The following is a 22,985-nucleotide window of genomic DNA, read 5'->3' as shown; positions in this document are numbered from 1 at the left end:
GGCTGCTCCGGTAGCGACCACCAGCGCCGCGACTGGCGTCCTGCTGCCGGAGCCCCGGGAATGGTGCCTGAAACGGTTCATCCACTACTCCGGTCTTAGGAGGGGAACCATGAACGGTCCACCACCCGCCTCCCGGCCCCCGGGACCGGCACTGAGCCGCCGGGGCGTACTCCTCGGTGCGCTCGCCGGCGCTGGCGCCGCCACGCTCACCGGCTGCGCCACCCCCCTCGGCGCCGGGCTGCTGAAGACCGAGTCGGCGCCGGACGCCGTCGAGTACTGGAACCTCTTCGGCGGCGGCGACGGCGTCCGGATGCAGCAGATCCAGGACGCCTTCCGCAAGGCGAACCCGGGCACCCCGCTCAAGGCCATCACGCTGGCCTGGGGCGACCCGTACTACACCAAGCTCTCGCTGGCCACCGTCGGCGAGGAACCGCCGGACGTGGCGGTCTCGCACCTCACCCGGATGAAGACCCTGGTCGACGCGGGACTGCTCCAGGAACTGCGCCCGGAGGACCTGGCCCGGCACGGCATGGCGGCGGAGAACTTCAACCAGCGGGCCTGGCAGGCCGGGCTGGTCGACGGCCGGACGTACGCGATCCCGCTGGACACCCACCCGTTCGTCCTGTTCTACAACACCGACATCTGCCAGCAGGCCGGACTGCTCGACCCGAACGGCCAACTCAAGCCGATCACCGGCGAGGCGGCGTTCGTCGACGCGCTCGCCAGGGCCAAACGGGTGACCGGGCGGTACGGGGCCACCCACGGCATCAACGCCGACCCGGCCTCGCCGTGGCGGTTCTTCCAGACCCTCTACTCGCAACTCGAAGGCGAGATCCTGGCCGACAACGGCACCCGGATCGTGCTCGACGACGCCAAGGCCGCCCGGGTGCTCGACTACCTCCGCGCGCTCACCGTCGAACAGGGGCTGATCCCGAGCGGCGCCGACTATCCGGGTGCGATCGCGATGTTCGCCACCGGGCAGGCCGGCTTCCACCTCAACGGCGAATGGGAGATCAGCACCTTCCAGACCGCCAAGATGCCGTTCGGGATGACGCTCGTCCCGAACATCTTCGGCGGGCCGCACGCCGTGCAGGCGGACTCGCACACCCTGATCCTGCCGGCCCGCCCCGACCTCGACCAGGCCCGCCTGGACCGGGCGCTGCACTTCGTCCGGTCGGTACTCGACCAGAGCCTCACCTGGGCGGAGGGCGGGCACGTCCCGACCTGGCTGCCGTTCGCGGAGAGCGAGGCGTACCGCCGGCTCAGTCCACAGTCGAGCTACGCCGCCGCCGCCGACACCGCGGTCTACGACCCGCCCGGCTGGTACTCCGGTTCCGGCTCCAACTTCGAGAACGTCATCGGCTCCGCCGTCGGAGCCGTGGAGGGCGGACAGCTCACCGCCCGGGCCGCGATCGCGCAGATCCGGTCGCAGTTGTCCGTACTCGCCCGGACCCCGTCGCCGGTGTGACCGCACCTCAACGAGGAGGTTTGCCGTGGCCACCACCATCCCGGCCGCCGACCGGACCCGTACCGGACCCGGGTCGGCACCGCCCGGCGGCGCCGACCACCGGACCCGGCAGGGTCGGCCCGCGCTGCTCTTCCTGACCCCGTTCCTCGCGCTCTACCTGCTCTTCATCATCGGACCCGCGCTGTACGGGCTGGTGATGAGCTTCTTCCACACCAGCATGGTCCGCCCCGGGCTGGGCGAGTTCGCCGGGCTGGACAACTACGCCGAGGCGCTGGGCAGTTCCGACTTCTGGTGGGCGATCTGGCACACCGTCTGGTTCACCATCCTGACCACTCCGCCGCTGGTGGTGCTGGCACTGGTCTTCGCGCTGCTCGCCGAGCGGGTCCGTCGGGGCCGCTGGTTCTTCCGGCTGGCCTTCTTCCTGCCGTACGTGCTGCCCTCGGCCGTGGTGGCACTGATCTGGATGTGGATCTACACACCGGAACTCGGCCTGCTCAGCCGGACGGTCGACACGCTCGGCGGCACCGCGCCGAACTGGCTCGGGGACCCGGCTTGGGCGATGGTCTCGCTGGCGGTCACAACGGTCTGGTGGACCCTCGGCTTCAACTTCGTGCTCTATCTCGCCGGCCTCCAGGACGTACCCCGGGACCTCTACGAGGCGTCCGCGATCGACGGCGCCGGTCCGTGGCAGCAGATCCGCCGGATCACCCTGCCGCTGCTGACCCGTACCACGACCCTGGTGGTGGTGCTCCAGGTCATCGCCTCGCTGAAGGTCTTCGACCAGATGTACATCATGACCAGCGGCGGCCCGAACTTCAGCACCCGCTCGGCACTCCAGTACGTCTTCGACGTCGGCTTTACCGACTACCGCACCGGGTACGCCGCCGCCGCGTCCACGCTGTTCTTCCTGCTGGTGCTCGCGGCGTCCGCGGTGTGGCTGGTGCTGACCCGCCGCCCGGAATCGGAGGTGTGAGGGATGGCCCTGCGCGGATCGACCCACGACCGTTATCGCGACGGTGACGGCGACACCGACCGGGACCGCCGCCGGAGCGAGGCCGGCGCGCTGGCAAGTTCGGTGGACCGGCGGATGAGGCTGTTCAACCACTGTTGCGTCGGAGTCCTGCTCGCCCTCGCGCTGCTCTGGCTGGTGCCGCTGGCCTGGGCGCTGGACACCTCCCTGAAGCCGAACGCGGAGACCACCGACCCGACCTGGCTGATCGAGAACCCGACGCTACAGGCGTACCGGACCGTGCTGGCCGACAGCGACATCCTCAACTGGTACGTCGCCAGCTTCGTCACCTCGACGCTGGCCACGCTCGGCACCGTCCTCACCGCGAGCATGGCGGCGTACGCGCTGTCCCGGCTGCGGTTCCGGTACCGCCGACTGGTCTTCTGGCTCGTCCTGGCCGGCCTCATGATCCCCAACCAGGTGCTGATCGTGCCGCAGTTCCGGGAACTCGGCAGCGTGCACCTGCTCAACACCTGGTGGGCGGTACTACTGCCGCAGATTCCCACCGCCATCGCGGTCTTCGTCTTCAAGCAGTTCTTCGACGGTATCCCCCGCGATCTCGACGAGGCCGCCCGGATCGACGGTGCCGGCTTCTTCCGGACGTACCGCAGGGTCGTCATGCCACTGTCCCGGCCGGCGGTCTCCGCCGTGGCGATCTTCAGCTTCGTCTGGAGCTGGAACAACCTGCTCTGGCCGCTGCTCGCCGTCACCGACCCGGATCTGATGACCATCCCGGTCGGCCTCGCCGCCATCCAGGGCACCTACGGCATCCGGTACGCCGACACCATGGCCTCGGCGATCCTCGGAGCGCTGCCACTGATCCTGGTATTCCTGCTCTTCCAGCGCCGGATCGTCGAGGGCATCGCCGGTACCGGGCTGAAAGGCTGACCAGAGCACCGAAGATCAACAGTTGGAGGTTTCGTGCACCAGGCCGCGTTGACCGTCGATCCCGCATTCCGGGTCGGTGAGGTCGACCCGAGACTCTACGGCTCGTTCGTGGAGCACCTCGGGCGCTGCGTCTACACCGGGATCTACGAGCCGGGACATCCGGCCGCCGACGAGCACGGCTTCCGCCGGGACGTGGCGGACCTGGTCCGGCGGCTCGGCGTACCCGTGCTGCGTTATCCCGGCGGCAACTTCGTCTCCGGCTACAACTGGGAGGACGGCGTCGGGCCGCGCGAGGCGCGACCTCGCCGGCTCGACCTGGCCTGGCGCTCGATCGAGACGAACGAGATCGGCGTCGACGAGTTCGTCCAGTGGAGCCGTCGGGTCGGCAGCGAACCGATGATGGCGGTCAACCTCGGCACCCGGGGCGTGGACGCCGCCCGGAGCCTGCTGGAATACACCAACCACCCGTCCGGGACGTACTGGTCCGACCTGCGGCGCAAGCACGGCAGCCCCGAGCCGTACGACATCAAGCTGTGGTGCCTCGGCAACGAGATGGACGGGCCGTGGCAGACCGGGTTCACGACGGCCCGGGAGTACGGCCGGTTGGCTGCCCAGACCGCCCAGGCGATGCGCCGGGTCGACCCGTCCATCGAACTCGTCGCCTGCGGCAGTTCGGGCAGCGGGATGCCGACCTTCGGCACCTGGGAGGCGACGGTACTGGAGGAGACGTACGACCTGGTCGACTACATCTCGGTGCACAGCTACTACCAGGAGCACGACGGCGACCGGGACAGCTTCCTGGCCAGCGCCGTCGACATGGACCAGTTCGTCGAGTCGGTGGTGGCCACCTGCGACCACGTCCGGGCGGTCGGCAAGCACAAGAAGCGGATCAACCTCTCCTTCGACGAGTGGAACGTCTGGTACCAGAGCCGGTTCGTCGGTGAGGAGAACCTCGACTGGGCGGAGGCGCCCCGACTGATCGAAGACACCTACTCGGTCGTCGACGCGGTGGTGGTCGGCGACCTGCTGATCTCGCTGCTCCGGCACGCCGACCGGGTCAAGATCGCCTGTCTGGCACAGCTCGTCAACGTGATCGCGCCGATCCGCAGCGAGCCGGGCGGGCCGGCCTGGGTGCAGCCGACGTACCACCCGTTCGCGCTGACCTCCCGGTACGGTCGCGGCACCGTGCTCCGGGTCGAGCCGACCGGCCCGCTGCACGACACCGCCCGGTACGGCGAGGTGCCCACGGTCACCGCCACCGCCGTACGCGACGACGAGACGGGCGCGGTCACCCTGTTCGCGGTCAACCGGGACCAGCGGGAATCCCTCGCCCTCGACGTCGACCTGCGAGCCTGCCGCGATCTCGTCGCCGGGGAGCACGTCGTGCTGACCGACCCGGACCCGGAGGCGACGAACAGCGCGGAGGCGCCCGAGCGGGTCGCCCCGAGCCGGGTCGGCGACCTCCGGGTCGAGGACGGGCGGATCGGGGCGGTGCTGCCACCGCTGTCCTGGAACATGCTCCGCCTGACCACCAACCGTTGATTCGGTCCGGCCGGGGACAGCACGGTGTCCCCGGCCGGCGCGTGGTGACTACTCGACCGGCTGCCGGCCGTGGGTGCGGCACCGGTCGGAGCCGGCGCGGGGCGGATCAGTTCTCGGGGTGGTCGGTCGTGCCGGCCATCCGCTCCCGCAGGCTGCGCGGGCGCAGGTCGGTCCAGTTCGTCTCCACGTAGGCGAGGCAGTCCGCCCGGGACTGCGGGCCGTCCGCGCCGAACGCCACCGCCCAGCCGGCCGGTACCTCGACGAAGGAGGGCCAGAGCGAGTGCTGCCCCTCGTCGTTGACGAGTACCAGGTAGCGCCCGTCCGGGTCCTCGAACGGATTGGTGGTCATGAGCTGGTCCTTTCCGGATGGTCGGCGGACGTGCCGTCCGACTGGGTGGGCAGGGACGGCGCGGGATCGGCGCGGTCGGGGCCGAGTGCCGAGAGTCGCAGACCCGGGTGGGCGACCGCCGAGGCGAGCAGTCCGAGCAGGTCGTCGGTGAGCCGGCGCGCGGTGGCCGGCTCGAAGAGTTCGACCGCGTACTCCAGTTCGCCGTGCACCGGGCCGTCGCCGAGCGGCTCGTAGAAGCTGACCGTCAGCTCCGCCCGGGTCGTACCGGTCGGCACCGGCTCGACCCGGAGCGCCGCCGACCCGTCCGGGCCGGCCAGCCGGGCCTCCTCGTGGTGCACCAGCATCACCTGCGGCAGCGCACGGTCGCCCGGCAGCACTCGGCGTACCGTGTCGAAGGGGACGTCCTGGCGGTCGAAGGCGCTCAGGTCCGCCTCCCGGATCCGGCCGAGCAACTCGGTGAAGGTCGGATCGCCGCCGGTGTCGGTGCGCAGTACCAGCGGGTTGACGAAGCAGCCGACCAGGTCGGCCAGGGCCGCCTCGGTCCGCCCGGCCACCAGGGTGCCGATCGGCACGTCCGGACCGGCGCCGACCCGGTGCAGCAGCACCGCGAGGGCCGCCTGGAAGACCATGAACATGCTGGTCCCGGTCTGCCGGGCCAGCTCGTCGACGGCCCGATGCGAGTCCGGATCCAGGACGAACTCGACCCGGCCACCGCGGCCGGTCAGCCCCGCCGGTCGCGCCCGGTCGGTCGGCAGCGCCAGCCGATCCGGTACGCCGGACAGCGCTCCCCGCCACCAGTCGAGCTGTCGCGCGTACCGGCTGTCGGGATCGGCCGGATCGCCGAGCAGGGTAACCGCCCAGCGGGCGTAGTCCGGATAGCCGACCGGCAGCGGCGACCAGTCCGGTGCCCGGCCGGCCAGCCGGGCCGCGTAGGCGACGTCGAGGTCCCGAGCCAGTGGCACCACCGACCACTCGTCCACGCCGAGATAGTGCACGGTCAGCAGCAGTACCCGATCGCCGTCCGGTCCGGTCAGCAGCCTGGCCCGCAGCGGCGGTTCCCGGGTCGGGTCGACACCCCCGCCGACCAGCTCGGCGATCCGCTCGTCGACGGGCCGGCCGTCCTCCGGCAGCACCTCCAGCGTGGGCCGGACCGTTACCGGTACCGGCTCGCCGGCACCGCCGACCGCCAGTGCGGTACGCAGCGGCTCGTGCCGGTCCACCAGGTCGTCCAGCGCCGCCGTCAGCGCCGGTACGTCCAGCGTCCGCACCCCGCCCCATCCGCTGTCCGCAATGTTGCCCGGTCCGGCGTCCGCGGCGTTGCCCGATCCGCTGTCCGCGGTGTTACCTGGTCCGGCGCCCGCGGTGTTACCCGATCCGGTGGCCGCAGTGTTGCCTGGTACGGCGCCTGCGGTGTTGCCTGATCCGGTGGCCGCGCGGACTGCCAGGGCCAGGTCCCAACCGGTCCGACCGGCCGCACTCCGCTCGACCGCGCCACCGTGCAGGTGCCACCAGATCTGTTGCGCCGGAGCCGCGATCGGGTTGGTCGCCTCGTCCGTCCGGAGCAGTGCCGGACGGTCCGCCACCGCCCCGGCGAGCCGGTCCGCCAGTCCGGCAACCGTCGGCGCCTCGAAGATGTCCCGGACCGCGAGGTCGACGCCGAGCGCCGCCCGGATCCGGCCGAGCAGCCGCATCGCCGCCATCGAGTGTCCACCGAGGGCGAAGAAGTCGTCCGAGATACCCACCGTCGGCAGCCGGAGCACCTCGGCGACGAGACCGGCGAGGGTGCGCTGTGCCGGAGTCACCGGTGCCTCGTCGCCGGTCAGCGCCGCCCAGTCCGGCGCCGGCAGGGCACGCCGGTCCAGCTTGCCGTTGGCGGTCAGCGGCAACGGCCCGGCCAGCACCAGCACGGCGGCCGGCACCATGTAGTCGGGCAGCAGCTCCGCCGCGTGTGCGCGTACCTCGGCGGGGTCGACCGGGCCGTCGGCCGGTACGACGTACCCGGCGAGTCGGGTCAGGTCGGCGTTGCGGTGCACCACCACCGCCGCCTGGCGTACGGCCGGGTGGCGGGCCAGCACCGCTTCGACCTCGCCCAGCTCGATCCGGAAGCCCCGGATCTTCACCTGGTCGTCGACCCGGCCGAGGAAGTCCAGGATGCCGTCGGCCCGCCACCTGGCCCGGTCACCGGTGCGGTACATCCTCGCCCCGGCCGGCGCGTACGGGTCGGCGACGAAGCGCTCCGCCGTCAGCCCGGGGCGGCCCAGGTAGCCACGGGCCAGCCCGCGCCCCCCGACGTACAGCTCGCCGACCACTCCTGGTGGCACGGGGCGGAGCCGCTCGTCCAGCACGTACGCCCGGGTGTTCGGGTCGGGCAGTCCGATCGGCACCGGACCGGACCAGTCGGGTTCGGCCCGCCAGAGCGTCGAGTTCACCGTCGCCTCGGTCAGCCCGTACGCGGCGAAGAGCCGCAGCCGCTGTGCCCACCGCCCGATCAGGTCCGGTGGCACCGTCTCGGTGCCGACCAGTACGACCAGCCCGGCCGGCAGTTGACAGTCCGGCGGCAGCGCCGACACCAGCGACGGCGGCAGGATCGCGTGGCTGACCCGTTCCCGCTCCAGCAGGTCCACCAGGGGCCGGCCGGGAGCGCGGGCCTCGTCCGGGGCCACCACCAGCCGGCCACCGGCACACAGTGCCATGGCCAGCTCGAAGACGAAGACGTCGAAGCCGGTGGAGGCGAACTGGAGTACCCGGGAGGTGCTGTCCACCCCCATCCGGTCGACGGCGGTCGCGACCAGGCTGGCGATCCCCTCGTGCGACACCACGACCCCCTTGGGCCGTCCGGTGCTGCCCGAGGTGTAGATGACGTACGCCGCGTGGTCCAGCCCGGCCGGCGCCACCGGGCCGGGATCAACCTCCGCCGGTACGGGTTCCGCCCGCACCGGCTCGACCAGCAGCCGGGACACGCCGGGCAGCTCGGGCAGCCGCCCGGCCGCCTCCGGGGTCGTCACCACGATGCGGGCGCCGGAGTCGTCGACCATGAAGGCCAGCCGGTCGGCCGGGTGGCCGAAGTCGAGCGGCAGGAACGCGGCACCGAGCCGCAGCGCCCCGAGCACCACGGCGACGGTCTCCGCCGAGCGCGGCACCGCCACCCCGACCACCGTCTCCGGGCCGACACCGTGACCGGCGAGCAGTCGCGCCATCCGAGCCGCCTCGTCGTCCAACTGGGCGTACGACAGGGTCCGTTGCCGGTCGACCACCGCGACCGCCTCCGGGGTCTCCGCCACGCGCCGGGCGAACAGCGCCGGCAGGGTCTCCTCCGGCACCTGGCGTCCGGTGGCGTTGAACTCGCGTAGTACCCGGTCCCGCTCGTCGCCGACGAAGACGTCGACCCGGCTCAGCGGCAGCCCGGGGTCGGCGACGACCGCCCGGGCCAGCCGGAGCAGTCGCTCGCCGAGCAGCGCGACCGTCTCCCGGTCGAACAGGTCGGTCCGGTACTTCAGCAGACAGCTCAACGCGTCGCCGCCGCCCCCGCCGCCGCCGTCGGACCCTTCGCCGGTCTCGCCGGTTTCCCCGGTCTCGGCGGGCTGAACTGTCTCGCGGGCCTGGGCGAGCTGAGCAGCCTCGGCGGGCTGAGCGGGCAGGGCGGGCTGGGCAGTCTCGGCGGGCAGGGCGGGCTCGGGCGCCTCGGCGAAGTCGAAGACCAGGTCGAACTTCGCGGCCGGCGTCTCGACCGGCTCGTCGGTGACGGTGAGCCCGGCGAGTCCGCTCCACTCGGCGGTCCGGTTGCGGTGCACCACCATCACCTGGAACAACGGGTTGCGGGAGACCGAGCGGGCCGGGTTGACCGCCTCGACCACCGCCTCGAACGGCACCTCCTGGGCGGAGAAGGCGGCCAGGTCGGTCCGCCGGACCCGGGCCAGCAGCTCGGTGAAGTCCGGATCGCCCCGCAGGTCCGTCCGGAGTACCAGGGTGTTGACGAAGAATCCGACCAGGTCGTCGAGGGCCGCGTCGCCCCGCCCGGCGATCGGTGCGCCGAGCGGGATGTCGGTACCGGCACCGAGCCGGTGCAGCAGCGCCGCGACCAGCGCGTGGGCCACCATGAAGAGACTGGTCCCGGTCTCCCGGGCGAGCCGGCGCAGCCCGGCGCCGACCTCGGCCGGCAACTCGACGGTCAGTTCCGCCCCGGCCGGGTCCGGTCGCCCCGAGCGGGGCCGGTCGGTGGGCAGCACCAGTTCCTCGGGTACGCCGTCGAGCGCCTGCCGCCAGTAGTCGAGTTGCCGGGCGGCGAGGCTGCCCGGATCCGTCGGCTCGCCGAGCAGTCGGCGCTGCCAGAGGGTGTAGTCGGCGTACTGCACCGGCAGGGGTGTCCAGTCCGGCGCCCGTCCCGCCCGCCGGGCCGCGTACGCCGCGCCGAGGTCGCGCAGGAACGGCCGGTCCGACCATTCGTCGGTGGCGATGTGGTGCAGTACCAGCACCAGGACGTGCTCCTCGACCGCACCTGGTGCCCCGTCGACAGCGACGAGGGTGGCTCGTAGCGGTGGTTCGGTGGTCAGGTCGAACGGGCGGTCGACCGCCTCCCGGACGATCCCGGCCACCTCGGCCGGCGCGGCGACGACGGTCCCCAGTACCGGTCGGGCGTCGGCCACCGCCAGCACCCGCTGGTACGGCCGCCCGTCCCGCTCGCCGATCAGCGTCCGCAGCGTCTCGTGCCGGCCGGTCAGGTCGGCCAGCGCGCTGGTCAGTGCGGCGACGTCCAGCGCACCGCGCAGTCGTACCGCGATCGGGAAGTTGTACGCCGCCGACTCCGGAGCGAGCTGCTGGATCATCCAGAGCCGTTGCTGGGCGGAGGAGAGCGGCAGTTCGGCGGGGCGCTCGGCCCGGACCAGCGCGATCCGGCCGCCGCCGTCACCGGCCGTACCGTCCTGGTCCGCACCGCCGATCCGGGCGGCCAGCTCGGCGACGGTCGGCGCCTCGAACAGGTCCCGGATCGACAACTCGGCGCCGAGCGCCACCCGGGCCCGGCTGACCAGCCGGATCGCCAGCAGGGAGTGGCCGCCGAGATCGAAGAAGTTGTCCTCGACGCCGATCTCCGGCACGCCGAGCAGCTCGGCGAAGAGGGTGCAGAGCGTCTTCTCGGCGGTCGAGGCCGGCGGGCGGGAGGCCGCGCCGGTCCGTACCGTCGGGGCCGGCAGTGCCGCCACGTCGAGCTTGCCGTTCACGGTCAGCGGCAGCCGGTCCAGCGGTACCAGCGCGGCCGGCACCATGTAGTCCGGCAGCCGCCGCTTCAGGTCGGCCCGGATCGCCGTGAGCACGTCGTCGTCCGGCTCCGTCCACTGTGTACCGCGTACGACGTAGCCGGCCAGCCGGCGTACCCCGGGATCGGTCGAGGAGTCCACGACCACGGCGGCGTGCGCCACCAGCGGGTGTTCGGCGAGTGCCGCCTCCACCTCGCCCAACTCGATCCGGTAGCCCCGGATCTTCACCTGGTCGTCGGTGCGCCCGAGGAAGTCCAGGTTCCCGTCCGGGCGGCGCCGGACCAGGTCACCGGTGCGGTACATCCGCTCCCCCGGCGCACCGTACGGGTCGGCGACGAACCGCTCCGCCGTCAGCCCGAGCCGTCGGTGGTAGCCGCGAGCCAGGCCGATGCCGCCGATGTACAACTCGCCGGGGGCGCCGGGCGGGGCGAGCCGGAGGTGGGCGTCGAGCACGTACGCGCGGGTGTTCCAGATCGCCCGCCCGACGGTCGGGGTGTCGCTGTCCAGCGTGCCACCGCCAAGGGTGTTGATGGTGTACTCGGTCGGCCCGTACAGGTTGTAGCCGGCCGTACCCTCGGTGTCCCGCAACCGGCTCCAGACCGCCTCGGAGACCGCCTCGCCGCCGAGCAGCACCAGCACCGGCCGGTGCCGCCCGCCGCTCTCCCCGGCAGCCTCGTCCTGGTCGAGCAGGCCCTCCTCGATCAGGTGGTGGGCGTAGCTCGGGGTGACGTTGACGACGTCGATCCGGTGCCGGTCACAGTAGGCGACGAGTGCCTGCGCGTCCCGGCGCAGTTCCTCGTCGCAGACGTGCACCTCGTGCCCCTCGACCAGCCAGAGCAGCTCCTCCCAGGACATGTCGAAGGCGAACGAGACGGTGTGCGCGATCCGCAGCCGCCGCCCGCCGGCCGCCGCCACCGTCGGGTCGAAGATCGCCTCCCGGTGGTTGAGCTGCATGTTCGTCAACCCCCGGTACGGCGTCACCACGCCCTTCGGCCGCCCGGTGGAGCCGGAGGTGTAGATCAGGTACGCCGGGTACTCCAACCGGTGCGGATCGGTCCGGGCGAACCCGGCCGGCAACTCGGCGTCGGGAAGCGCCCCGCCCGACAGTCCGGCCAGCTCGGCGGCGACCAACTGATCGTCGAGCAGCACGGTCGGCGTGTCGGTCTCCGGCAACCCGCCCCGCACCGCCGCCACCGTCAGCAGGCACATCGGCGCGGTGTCGGCGAGTACGAAGGCCAGCCGCTCGGCGGGATGGTCCAGCTCCAACGGCAGGTACGCGGCACCGGTGCGCAGCACCGCGAAGAGCGCGACCACCATCTCGATCGAGCGGGGCAGCGCCAGTGCGACCACCCGCTCCGGGCCGGCGCCCCGGTCGACCAGTAGCCGGGCCAGCCGGTTGATCCGGGCGTCGAACTCGGCGTACGTCAGGGTCCGGCCGGCGAACACCAACGCCACCTCGTCCGGGGTCCGGGCGGCCTGCTCGGCCAGCAGGTCCGCGACGGACTCGGTGCCGACCGGGTGTCGGGTGGCGCTCCACTCCACCCCGAGTTCGGCCCGTTCCGCCCCGGTCAGCAGGTCGAGCCGGCCGACCGCGATCTCCGGCTCGGCGACCAGCCGGGACAGCAGTGCGACGAACCGGTCGAGCAGGCTCCGGGCCACCGCCCCGGGTACGACGTCCGGCCGGTGGTCCAGGGCCACCCGGATCCGCTCGGCCGGGGTGACCACCAGGGTCAGCGGATAGTGGGTGGCGTCCACCCCGTCGACGGCGGCGATCCCGTGCTGGTCCCGGAGCCGGGCCGACTCCCCCTCGTCGACGAAGTTCTGCAACACGTAGAGCGTGTCGAAGAGCCGGGCGTGCCCGGTGGCCCGCTGTACCGCGCCGAGCCCGAGGTGGTCGTGCGGCATCAGGTCGATCCGCCGGTCGCGTAGCCGGCGGAGCAGGCCGAGCACCGGTTCGGCGGGCGCGGCGTCGACGCGTACCGGAACGGTGTTCAGGAACAGTCCGATGATGTTCTCGACGTGCGGGATGTCGCCGTGCCGACCGGCGACGGTCATCCCGAAGACCACATCGGTCCGGCCGAGGTGTCCACCGAGGACGAGTCCCCAGGCGGCGGTGAGCACGGTGTTCAGGGTCAGCCTCTGCCGTCGGGCCAGGTCGCGCAGCCGGTCACCGAGTACCGTCGGAAGTTCGGTCCGGACCCGGTGCGGGACGACCGGGGCCAGGGTCGCCTCCGGGGCGACCAGGGTCGGCTCGGCGAGCCCGGCGAGGGCGTCCCGCCAGGCCCGACCGGCCTGTTCGGTGTCCTGCCCGGCCAACCATTCGAGATGGTCGCGGTACGACCCGGCGGGCGGCAGGTCCCGGTCGTCACCGTCGCGCTCGTAGAGCGTGAAGAGCTGCTCGACGAAGAGTTCCTCGGACCAGCCGTCCCAGAGCACCAGGTGGTGGCTGACCACCAGCCGGTCCCGGTCGTCCCCGAGCCGGAGCAGCAGCAGTCGGCACAGCGGCGGTCGGGTCAGGTCGAACCGGGTCGCCCGGTCCTCGGCCATCAACTCGGCCACCCTGACCTGCTGAGACTCCGGGTCGAGGTCGGTCAGGTCCACCTCGGTCACCGGCAGTTCGGGGGCCACCCCGACGAACTGCACCGGCTGGGACAGCCCGACGCTGGTGAACCCGGCCCGCATGCCGGGGTTGCGGGCCAGTAGTGCGGCCCCGGCCCGGCGCAGCCGGTCCAGGTCCAGCCGGTACCCGAGGTCGAAGGCGTCCTGTGCGGTGTAGACGTCCAGCGCCGAGGTGTCGTAGCTGGCGTGGAAGTACAGGCCCTCCTGCAACGGGGAGAGCGGCCAGATCTCCGCCACCGGCAGCGGGCTGGTCCGCTCGATCCGGTCGATCTCGTCCCGGCTCAGCGACATCCCGGCCGCGATCCTGGGCGCGTGCCGAACGGTCCCACCGTCCCGGCCGGCATCGACGGCAGCGTCGGTCACCGGCTCGGCGGTGACGGCGGCGGCGAGTGTGCGGAGTGCGTCGAGCCACTCGGCGGCCAGCTCGGTTACGTCCGGCTCGTCGAGCGTGCCGTCCGGCCAGGTCCAGGTCGCGGTCAGCACCGGCCCGGCCGAGGTCTCGGTGGCGACCGCGTCGATCTGGAGCAGGTGGGACAGGCCGAGCCCGGCGTTGACGGCCGTGACGGCGTCGGACTCGGCGGCGGGGGTCCAGCTCTCTCCGGTGCCGCCGGGGAACCTGCCGTAGTAGTGGAACAGCACCTGGGCCGAGGAGAGCCCGGCCAGGATCGGTGCCGCCTGGGCGTTCAGGTACCGGAGCAGCCCGTGGCCGAGGCCGCCGTCTGGTACGGCCCGGATCCGCTCGCCGACCGTACGCAGCACGTCGGCCGGGTCGGTGCCGGCGGGTAGGCGTACCGGCTGGACGCTGGTGAACCAGCCGACCGTACGGGACAGGTCGAGGCCGGGTTCGAGTTCCTCCCGACCGTGCCGTTCGAGGTCGACGAGCAGGTCGGCAGCGGCGTTCCGGCCGTGCCGGTCCTGCCACCGGCTGACCGCGAGCCGGAGCGCCGCGAGCAGCACTCCGGTGACCTCGCCACCGACCGCTGCCGGTACGGCGGTGAGCAGCGGCAGCGTCTGCGCCGGTTCGAGGCGTACGACGTACTGGCGGGCGGGCCCGGCCGGTGGCCTGCCCAGCGCCGGCAGCAGCTCCGCTCCCGGGGCGAGGGTCTCCGCCCAGTGCGGGAGTTCGGCCAGCCGCTCGGGGCGGTGCGCATGCTCGCCAAGCACCCGCGCGTACCGGCGCAGCGAGGTGCCGACCGGGGCGAGCAGGATCGGCTCTCCGGCCCGTACCGAGGCCCAGGCGGCGGCCAGGTCCTCCAGCAGGATCCGCCAGGACACGCCGTCGACCACCAGGTGGTGGGCGGCGAGCAGCAGCCGACCGGGTCGGTCGCCGGAGTCGAACCAGACCGCCTGGAGCATGGTCCCCTCGTCCGGGGCCAGCCGGTCGGTCGCGGCGGCCGCCTCGACGGCCAGCACGGTACGCAGGCCGGTGTCGTCCAGCCCGGTCACGTCGACGCGGCGTACCAGGTCGATGGCGGGTACGGCACCGGCCGGAGCCGCGTCGAGCGTCCAGAGCACCGAGGCGATCCGCCGCAGCCGGAGCCGCAGGCCGGCGTGCCGGTCCAGCACCGCCTGGAGTACGGCCGTCAGCGACCCGAGGTCCAGCTCCGCCGGTACGACCAGCAGCGTGCTCAGGGTGAACCGGTCGATCGGCAGTCCGGTGTCCCGCAGCCAGTGCACCGTCGGCAGCAGCGGCACGTCGCCCAGCTCGTCCGGGTCCGTCTCCGACGGCGACGGCGACGGCGACGCCACCACCGGGCTGGCCGGGGAGCCGACCAGGCTCCGGGCACTGGTTGGCGCGGAGCCCGCCGTCAGTGCGGCGGTGGCCGTCGGGGCGTGCGCGCTGGCCGTCGGAGCGCTGGCCGGGGAGAGCGCCGCGTCGCCACCGGCGGCCTCGGCCAGTGCCCGTGGGGTCCGGTGCCGGAAGACGTCGCGCGGGGCGAGCGCCAGTCCGTGCCGGCGGGCCCGGCTGGACACCGCGATGGAGAGGATGCTGTCGCCGCCGAGGGCGAAGAAGTCCTCGTCGGCACCGGCCCCGGGCAGGCCGAGCACCTCGGCGAAGATCTCCCGGAGCAGCCGTTCGGCCGCACCGCCCCCGCCGGCCGGCTCCACACCGTCCGCGATGGACGAACTGGCGACCGGACCAACAACGGAACCGGCGACCGGACCAGCAACCGAACCAGCGACGGAACCGGCGACCGGACCGACGACGGAACGGGTGACCGGACCGGTTGGCCCGGCGCCCGGGGCGGGCGGGGCGGCGGCCGGCTCCGCGCCGACGGCAGGCGCCGGCAGGGCGGCCCGGTCGAGCTTGCCGCTGGGGGTCAGCGGGAGCGCGTCGAGCACCACGAACCGGCCCGGCACCATCGACCCGGGCAACCCGGCCCGGAGTGCGGCCCGGACCGCCTCGACGTCGAGCCGGGTACCGGCGACCGGCACCAGGTAACCGACCAGGTGGCTCCGGCCCCGTCCGTCGACCCGGACGGCGGCGACCGCCCGCGCCACCCCGGGCGCGCTCCGGAGTGCAGCCTCGACCTCGCCCAGGTCGATCCGGTGCCCCCGGATCTTGACCTGGGCGTCGCTCCGGCCGACGTATTCGAGTACCCCGTCCGTACGCCATCGCACCAGGTCACCGGTGCGGTACATCCGCTCCCCCGCCAGCCCGTACGGGTCGGCGACGAAGCGCTCGGCGGTCAGCCCGAACCGGGCGTGGTAGCCGTACCCGAGCTGGGTGCCGGCGACGTACAGCTCGCCGGGTACGCCGGGCGGCACCGGCCGGAGGCAGTCGTCGAGCACGTACAGCCGGGTGTTTGCCACCGGACGGCCGATCGGCACGGTCCGGTCCGCAGTGCCGTCGTTGGCCCACCAGGTGACCTGCACCGCCGTCTCGGTCGGTCCGTAGAAGTTGTCCAGCGCGGTGCCGGTGCGGGCGTACCAGCGTCGGGCCAGGTCCGGGGAGAGCGCCTCGCCGCCGCAGGAGACCCAGCGCAGGGTTGCCGCCCAGCCGGGGTCGGCGGTCACCTCGTCGGCGAGCAGGAACGCCTCCACCAGCGACGGTACGAAGGTCACCGCGGTGACCCGGTGCCGGCGGACCAGTTCGGCGAGCCGGGCCGGGTCGCCGGCCTCGTCCTCGCCGGGCAGCACCACGGCGGCACCGGCCGACAGCGGCCAGAAGATCTCCCAGACCGAGGTGTCGAAACTGGCCGGGGCGAGTTGCAGCATCCGGTCCTCGGTGCCGATCCCGAACCGCCGCTGTGACCAGGCCAACTGGCTGACGACGGCTCGGTGGCCGACCAGCACTCCCTTGGGGCGGCCGGTCGATCCGGAGGTGTAGATCAGGTACGCGGGCCGGTCGGGGTCGGCGGCAACCCCGGACGGGACAGCGAGAGTCGCCGACTCGGCGTCCGGCTCCGCCGCCGGGGAGAGCAGCAGGTGGGCCACGCCGTCCGGTCGGGGCACCCGGGGCAGCACCTCCACGGTGGCGACGACGGCTCGGGCGCCGGAGTCGGCGAGCACCCCGGAGAGCCGGTCCCGGGGATGCGAAACGTCCAGCGGCACGTACGCCGCACCGGTCTTCATGACGCCGAGCATCGCCACCACCAGCTCGGCGGAGCGGGGTACCGCGACCGCGACGACGTCGCCGGGTCGGACGCCCCGGGCCGCCAGTCGCCGGGCCAGCGCGCCGGCCCGACGGTCCAGCTCCGAATAGCAGAGCTGCCGCTCCCCGTCGAACAGCGCGACCGCGTCCGGCGTCCGCGCCGCCTGCGCGGCGACCAGCCCGTCCAGGGTCTCCGCCGGCACCGGGCCGACCGGACCGGTTAGCCGGGCCAGTCCCGGTCCACGTTCGGCGGCCGGCAGCAGGTCGATCCGGCCGACCGGACGGTCCGGCTCGGCGACGAACGTGCCGAGCACCTCGGCCAGCCCGGTACGAAGCTGGCGTACCGTCGCCGCGTCGACCCGGTCCGGGTCGTATTCGATGGTGAGTTCCAGCAGGTCGTCGGCCGGCGCCACCAGCAGGGTCACCGGATAGTGGGTCGCCTCCCGGAACTCGACGCCGGCTACTTCTAGGCCGCCGGCCCGGCCGCCGGGCGCAGCGTCGACGGGATAGTTCTCCACCACCACGAGGCTGTCGAACAGCTCGCCGACGCCGGCCAGCCGCTGGATCGCCGGCAGTCCGAGGTGCTGGGCGTCGAGCAGTTCGGCCTGTTCCCGCTGGAGCCGGCCGGCCAGCTCGACCAGCGGCTCGGCCGGGCTCCAGCGCAGCCGGACCGGCAGGGTGTTGATGAACAGCCCGACCATCGCCTCGACGCCGTCCAGTTCGGCCGGCCGGCCGGAGACCGTACTGCCGAAGACGACGTCACGGCGGCCGAGGCGGCGGCCCAGCAGCACCGCCCAGGCGGCGTGCAGCACGCTCCCCACGGTCAGCCCGGCGGCCCTGGCCCGACCGGCGAGCCCGGCCGCCACCTCGGGGGCCAGCGGCACCACGGTCCGCTCGGCATGGAACATCCCGTCGAAACCGTCCTCGGCCTCGGCGGCGAGCCGGGTCGGACCGTCCACTCCGGACAGCGCGGTCCGCCAGGCGGCGTCGGCCGCCGACCGGTCGCGGCCGGCCAGCCAGTCGAGATACCGCCGGTACGGGGTGACCGCCGGCAGCCGGACCGGCTCGCCTCCGGGGGCGTACCGGGCGAGCAGGTCCCGCAGGGTCACCCCGGCGGACCAGCCGTCGGTGACGATGTGGTGGTGGGTGAGCAGCAGATCGTGCCGCTGCGCGTCCCGTCGGACCAGTACGCAGCGCAGCAGCGGTGGCCGGGCCAGGTCGAACGGGGCTCTCCGTTCCGCCTCGGCCAGCGCCTCGAACTCGGCCTCCCGCTCCGGTTCGGGGTACCCGGTCAGGTCGACCTCGCGCCACGGCAGCGTGATCCGGTCCGCGACGAGCTGCACCGGCCGCCCGTCGGCGAGCTGCGGGAAGGCGGCCCGCAGCGGGGCGTGCCGGTCCAGCACGTCCTGGCCGGCCCGGCGCAGCGCGGCGGCGTCCAACGGCCCGCGCAGCTCGATCACCTGCTGCACCCGGTACGGGTCCCGGTCCGCCCCGGCGGCGACCGCGTGGAAGTAGAGCCCCTCCTGCAACGGGGTCAGCGGCAGCAGGTCGGCGACCGCCGGTACGGTGGCGGCCAGCTCGTCCACGTCGTCCTGGCGCACCGGCAGCAGCGGGAAGTCGGACGGGCTCGGCCCACCGGCTCCGGGCCGGGCGGCGTGCCGGACCAGTGCGTCGAGTGCGGCGAACCAGCCGTCGGCCAGCTCCGCCACGTCCGCCTCGTCGAGCAGCGCCGCCGGCCAGGCCCAGGTCACGCCGAGCCCGGGGCCGTCCGGCCGGTCCTCGGTGAAGGCGTTCACCTCCAGCGTGTAGGGCGCCACCGGCATCGCCGCGTCGAAGCCACCGGCGAGCAGGCCGAGTCCGGGCAGCGGCGTCCAGCAGCCGTCCGGTGACGACTCCACCCCGAAGCGGCCGAGATAGTTGAAGCTGATCTGCGGCTGGGGCAGTCCGGCGAGTACGGCGGCGGTCTCCGGGTTGAGGTGCCGCAGCAGGCCGTACCCGAGTCCGTGGTCGGGGATGGCGCGCAGCCCTTCCTTGATCCGCTTCAGGGCCCGGCCAGCGTCCTCGCCACCGGCCAGCGCGTCGGCCAGGTCGATCGGGCCGGGGTCGAGGCGTACCGGGAAGATGCTGGTGAACCAGCCGAGCGTGCGGGACAGGTCGACGCCGTCGGCGAGCTGTTCCTCCCGGCCGTGCCCCTCCAGCGCGACCAGCGCGGGGCCGGGCACACTGGTCCCCCGGCGTCGGCGCCAGTCGGCCAGCGCCAGCGCGAACGCGGTGAGCAGCACGTCGTTGACCCCGGCGGAGAACGCCGCCGGAATGCTGGTGAGCAGCGGCGCGGTCCGGTCGGCGGGCAGCCGCAGGGTGAGCCGGTGGACGGAGTCGAGGTCGCCGACCGGGTCGAGCGGGCGGTCGGCCAGCGGTGGGTCGTCGCCGCGCAGCAGCTCCGTCCACAGTGGTAGCTCGGCGGTCCGGTCCGCCGAATCGGCGTCGGCGATCGCCAGTTCGGCCCAGCGGCGCAGCGGGGTGCCGACCGGTTCCAGCCGGGGCGTCCGGCCGGCGGCCACGTCCGGCCAGGCCGCCGCCAGGTCGGGCAGCAGGATCCGCCAGGAGACGCCGTCGACCACCACGTGGTGCACCACCACGACCAGCCGGCCGGTCCGGTCCCGGCCGGCGTCGAGCCAGACCGCCTGGAGCATGGCGCCGGCCTCCGGGGCCAGCCGGGCGCCCGCCTCGTCGGCGGCAGCGGTGATGCGGTCCCGCAGCGCCTCGTCGGTCAGCCCGGCGACGTCGACCCGGTGCAGCAGGTCGGCTGCCGGCACGGTGCCGGGCGCCGGCACCACCAGCCGGCCCGGCTGTCCCGGGGTGGCTCGGACCAGCCGGGACCGGAGTACGTCGTGCCGGTCCACCGCCGCCTGGAGCACGCCGGCCAGCCGCTCGGCGGTCGCCTCGGCGGGTACCCGGACCGCCAGCCACTGCGCGAACGCGTCGAGCCGGCCACCGCATCCGTCCAGCCAGCGCATGATCGGGGTGAGCGGGAACTCGCCGACCCCGGCCTGCGGGTCGTCCTCGACGGCCCGGGACAGCGACTCGGCCACCGGCGCCAGCTCGGCGACGGTACGGCGCTGGAAGACCTGGCGCGGGGTGATCACCAGTCCGGCCTGCCGGGCCCGGATCACGAGCTGGATCGAGACGATGCTGTCCCCGCCCAGGGCGAAGAAGTCGTCCTCCACGCCGACCTCGGGCAGCCCGAGGACCTCGGCGTAGAGGGCGCAGAGCACCTCCTCGCGGGCGTCCCGGGGCCGGGCCCCGGTGGTCAGCGCCGCGAAGTCCGGTGCCGGCAGCGCGGAGCGGTCCAGCTTTCCGCTGGGCAGCACCGGCAGCTCGTGCAGCGGCACGAAGGCGGCCGGCACCATGTGGTCGGGCAGCCAGCTCCTTGCGTGCGTACGCAGCTCGGCCAGCAGTGCGGTGACGTCCCGGAACGGGGCCGGACGGTTGGCGTACCGGTCGAGCGACCCGGACACCGGCTCCGGCCGGTACGCGGGTGTGGCCGGTGCCGCGTCCGGGTGGGAGAAGAGCAGGTCGAGACGGCCGTCGTCAGCGGTACCGGACCAGGTGACGGCGACCCGGTAGCCGTGCCGTCCGGCCAGTTCGTAGACGGCTTCCGGGTCGACACCCGGCGCCCCGGCAGCTCCGTTCTCGGCGGTGGGCGCGGGGGCGCCGGAGAGGTTGCGGTAGGCGGTGAGGTCGGCGTCCAGCCGGGCGTTCGGTACTCCGGTGACCCGCAGCACGGCCGGCCGCGCCGAGTCGAGCCGGTCGGCCAGTCCGGTGAGCCCGGCCGGCTCGTCGTGCCAGGGCCGCTCGACCGCTTCGTCCACGGTGGACGGATCGGTGGCGGCGGTGCGCAGCACGACGTCGTACCGGTAGCGGGTGAGTTCGTTGTGTGCCCGGCCGCGCTTCACCTCGACGTCGACCCGGGCGATCGCCGGCACCTCCCGGGCCAGCGCCGGGAAGAACTCGGGGTCGAGCAGCAGCTCGCCCTCCCAGCTCAGCGCCTGCTCGACGGCGGCCAGCGCGGCCGGCCGGCCGTCGGCGTCCGGCCGGCGGCGGCCGGCCTCGATCGCCCCGCGCAGCGTGCGGTGCAGCCGCAGGTTGCGCACGTCGCCGACGAAGACGCTGCCGCCCGGCGCCAGCAGCGCGACCGCCCGGCGCAGCACGTCGGCCAGGTAGTCGACGCTCGGGAAGTACTGGAGTACCGAGTTCAGCACGATGGTGTCGAAGAAGCCGGTCGGCAGTCCGTCGGTCACGTCGGCCGGCTGGGCGCGCAGCTCGACCCGGCCGGCCAGCGCCGGCACCGCCGCCACCTCGTCGCGCAGCGCCTCGATCGCGGCCGGGGAGAGGTCGGTACCCCAGTACGACTCCACCTCCGGCGCCACCTTCGCCAGCAGCAGGCCGCTGCCGACCCCGAGTTCCAGCACCCGGCGCGGGCGCAGTGCGAGGATCCGTTCGACCGTCCGGTCCCGCCACTCGCGCATCTCGGCCAGCGGGATCGGCAGCCCGTCGTAGCTGCTGTTCCAGCCGGTGAAGTTCTCCCCGAACCGCTCGGTACGCCCGGCGGTGTAGAGCAGTTCGTGCAGCCGCTGCCAGTCGTCCACCCGGGCCGACTCCACTCCGGCATCCCGGTCCGCCGGCCGGTCCAGCGCCGGTACGACGTACGCGGCGAGTCGCTGTTGACCGTCCCGCCCCGGCCGGGCCAGTACGGCGACCTGGCCGACCGCCGGATGCTGGGCCAGTACCGACTCGATCTCGCCCGGCTCGATCCGGTAGCCACGGATCTTCACCTGGTCGTCGGCGCGGCCGAGGAACTCCAGCCGCCCGTCCGGCAGCCAGCGCACCAGGTCACCGGTGCGGTAGAGCCGCCCACCGGCCGGCCCATACGGGTCGGCGACGAACCGCTGCGCGGTCAGCCCCGGTTGTCCCAGATAGCCCCGGGCCAGCCCGGTGCCGCCGAGGTACAGCTCACCGGTGGCGCCGACCGGTACCGGCTGGAGGGCGTCGTCCAGCACGTAGCACCGGGTGCCCGGGTCGGGGCGGCCGATCGGCACCACGCCACCGGGCGGGGTCTGCGGGTCGCACTCCCCCAGCGTCGAGTTGACGGTCGCCTCGGTCGGCCCGTACGCGTTGAACATCGGCCGGTCCCGGGCCCACCGGGCGACCAGTTCCGGGGAGACCCGTTCGGTACCGGCCAGCAGGGTCGCCCCGGCCGGCAGGGTGAGTTCCCGGGGCATCGCGGCGAGCAGGGCCGGCGGCAGGATCATGAAGGTCACGCCGTGCCGGTGGGCGTACTCGGTCAGCGCGGGGCCGGGCACCCGGCGCTCGGCCGGTACCACCACCAGCCGGCCGCCGGAGAGCAGCCCGAGGCAGAGGTCCCAGAACGCCACGTCGAAGCTGGGCGAGGCGAACTGGAGTACCCGGCTCTGCGGCCCGACGCCGAGCCGGGCCCGCTGGGTGGCGACCAGCTTGGCCACCCCGGCGTGCGACACGACGACGCCCTTGGGCCGGCCGGTCGAGCCGGAGGTGTAGATGACGTACGCGGCACTGTCCGGGGTCAGCGGCGCACCCCGGTCGTCGTCGGTCGGATCGGTGTCGGGCAGCCGTCCACCCGGCCGATCGATTTCGGCCTGATCGGTTCCGGCCTGGCGCGTCCCGGCCCGGTCGTCGGTCGGAGGCTGCGCGTCGGCAAGCGGCTCGTCGGCTAGCAGCTCGTCGAGGAGCAGCCGGGGCAGGCCCGGGGTCGCCGGCAGTTCGCTGGCCAGCGCGGTCGTGCTGACCAGGCAGACCGGCCGGGCGTCGGCCAGCATGAAGCCGGTCCGCTCGGCCGGGTAGTCCTGGTCCACCGGCAGGTAGGCGCCGCCGGCCTTGAGCACCGCCACCTCGGCCACGATCATGTCCACCGAGCGGGGCAGGCAGAGCGCCACCACCCGCTCCGGCCCGACTCCCCGGGCCAGCAGCGCGTGAGCCAGCCGGTTCGCCCGGGCGTCGAGTTGCGCGTACGTCAGCTCGACGTCCTCGCAGACCACCGCCACCGCCCCCGGCGCACGGCGGACCTGCGCCGCGAAGAGGTCCGGCCAGGTCGCCGGGGGTGCGGGACGGACCGTTTCGTTCCACTCGACGAGGATCCGGTGCCGGTCCGTGGTCGGCCCGTGGCCGGCACGGTTCAGGTCACTTGTGGGCACGACGAAGTACCGCCTCTCGCCAGCGGGTGGAAA

General features: G+C 73.7%; 6 protein-coding genes. 4 read left to right on the top strand and 2 right to left on the bottom strand.

Annotation, left to right across the window (positions count from 1 at the left end; genetic code table 11):
• The first annotated feature begins 109 nt into the window (after positions 1-109).
• The 4 genes from Pen02_RS10575 to arfA are packed head-to-tail and all read left to right on the top strand — an operon-like array spanning position 110 to position 4,907.
• Positions 110-1,468, top strand: coding sequence for an extracellular solute-binding protein (locus Pen02_RS10575; RefSeq protein WP_203865766.1), 1,359 nt, complete (start codon positions 110-112; stop codon positions 1,466-1,468).
• Between the two features lie 25 nt (positions 1,469-1,493).
• Positions 1,494-2,441: a carbohydrate ABC transporter permease gene (locus Pen02_RS10570; protein ID WP_239140426.1), complete on the top strand. Its 948-nt coding sequence runs from the start codon at positions 1,494-1,496 to the stop codon at positions 2,439-2,441.
• A gap of 3 nt (positions 2,442-2,444) precedes the next feature.
• On the top strand, positions 2,445-3,365 hold the full coding sequence (locus Pen02_RS10565; protein ID WP_203865765.1) for a carbohydrate ABC transporter permease: 921 nt from the start codon (positions 2,445-2,447) through the stop codon (positions 3,363-3,365).
• A 33-nt stretch (positions 3,366-3,398) separates the two neighbouring features.
• Positions 3,399-4,907 (top strand): arabinosylfuranosidase ArfA, encoded by a 1,509-nt coding sequence (gene arfA / locus Pen02_RS10560; RefSeq protein ID WP_203865764.1) that lies wholly within the window; start codon positions 3,399-3,401, stop codon positions 4,905-4,907.
• Between the two features lie 106 nt (positions 4,908-5,013).
• Here arfA and Pen02_RS10555 read toward each other — a convergent pair whose 3' ends face one another.
• Positions 5,014-5,256, bottom strand: coding sequence for an MbtH family protein (locus Pen02_RS10555; protein WP_203865763.1), 243 nt, complete (start codon positions 5,254-5,256; stop codon positions 5,014-5,016).
• On the bottom strand, positions 5,253-22,952 hold the full coding sequence (locus tag Pen02_RS10550) for a non-ribosomal peptide synthetase (RefSeq protein ID WP_203865762.1): 17,700 nt from the start codon (positions 22,950-22,952) through the stop codon (positions 5,253-5,255). The genes Pen02_RS10555 and Pen02_RS10550 overlap by 4 nt, the downstream gene beginning before the upstream one ends.
• Positions 22,953-22,985: the final 33 nt, after the last annotated feature.

Origin of the sequence: Plantactinospora endophytica, assembly GCF_016862915.1 — a bacterium.
GTDB lineage: Bacteria > Actinomycetota > Actinomycetes > Mycobacteriales > Micromonosporaceae > Plantactinospora > Plantactinospora endophytica.
The sequence above is the reverse complement of the archived record's forward strand: the minus strand, read 5'-3'. Positions and strand labels throughout refer to the sequence as shown.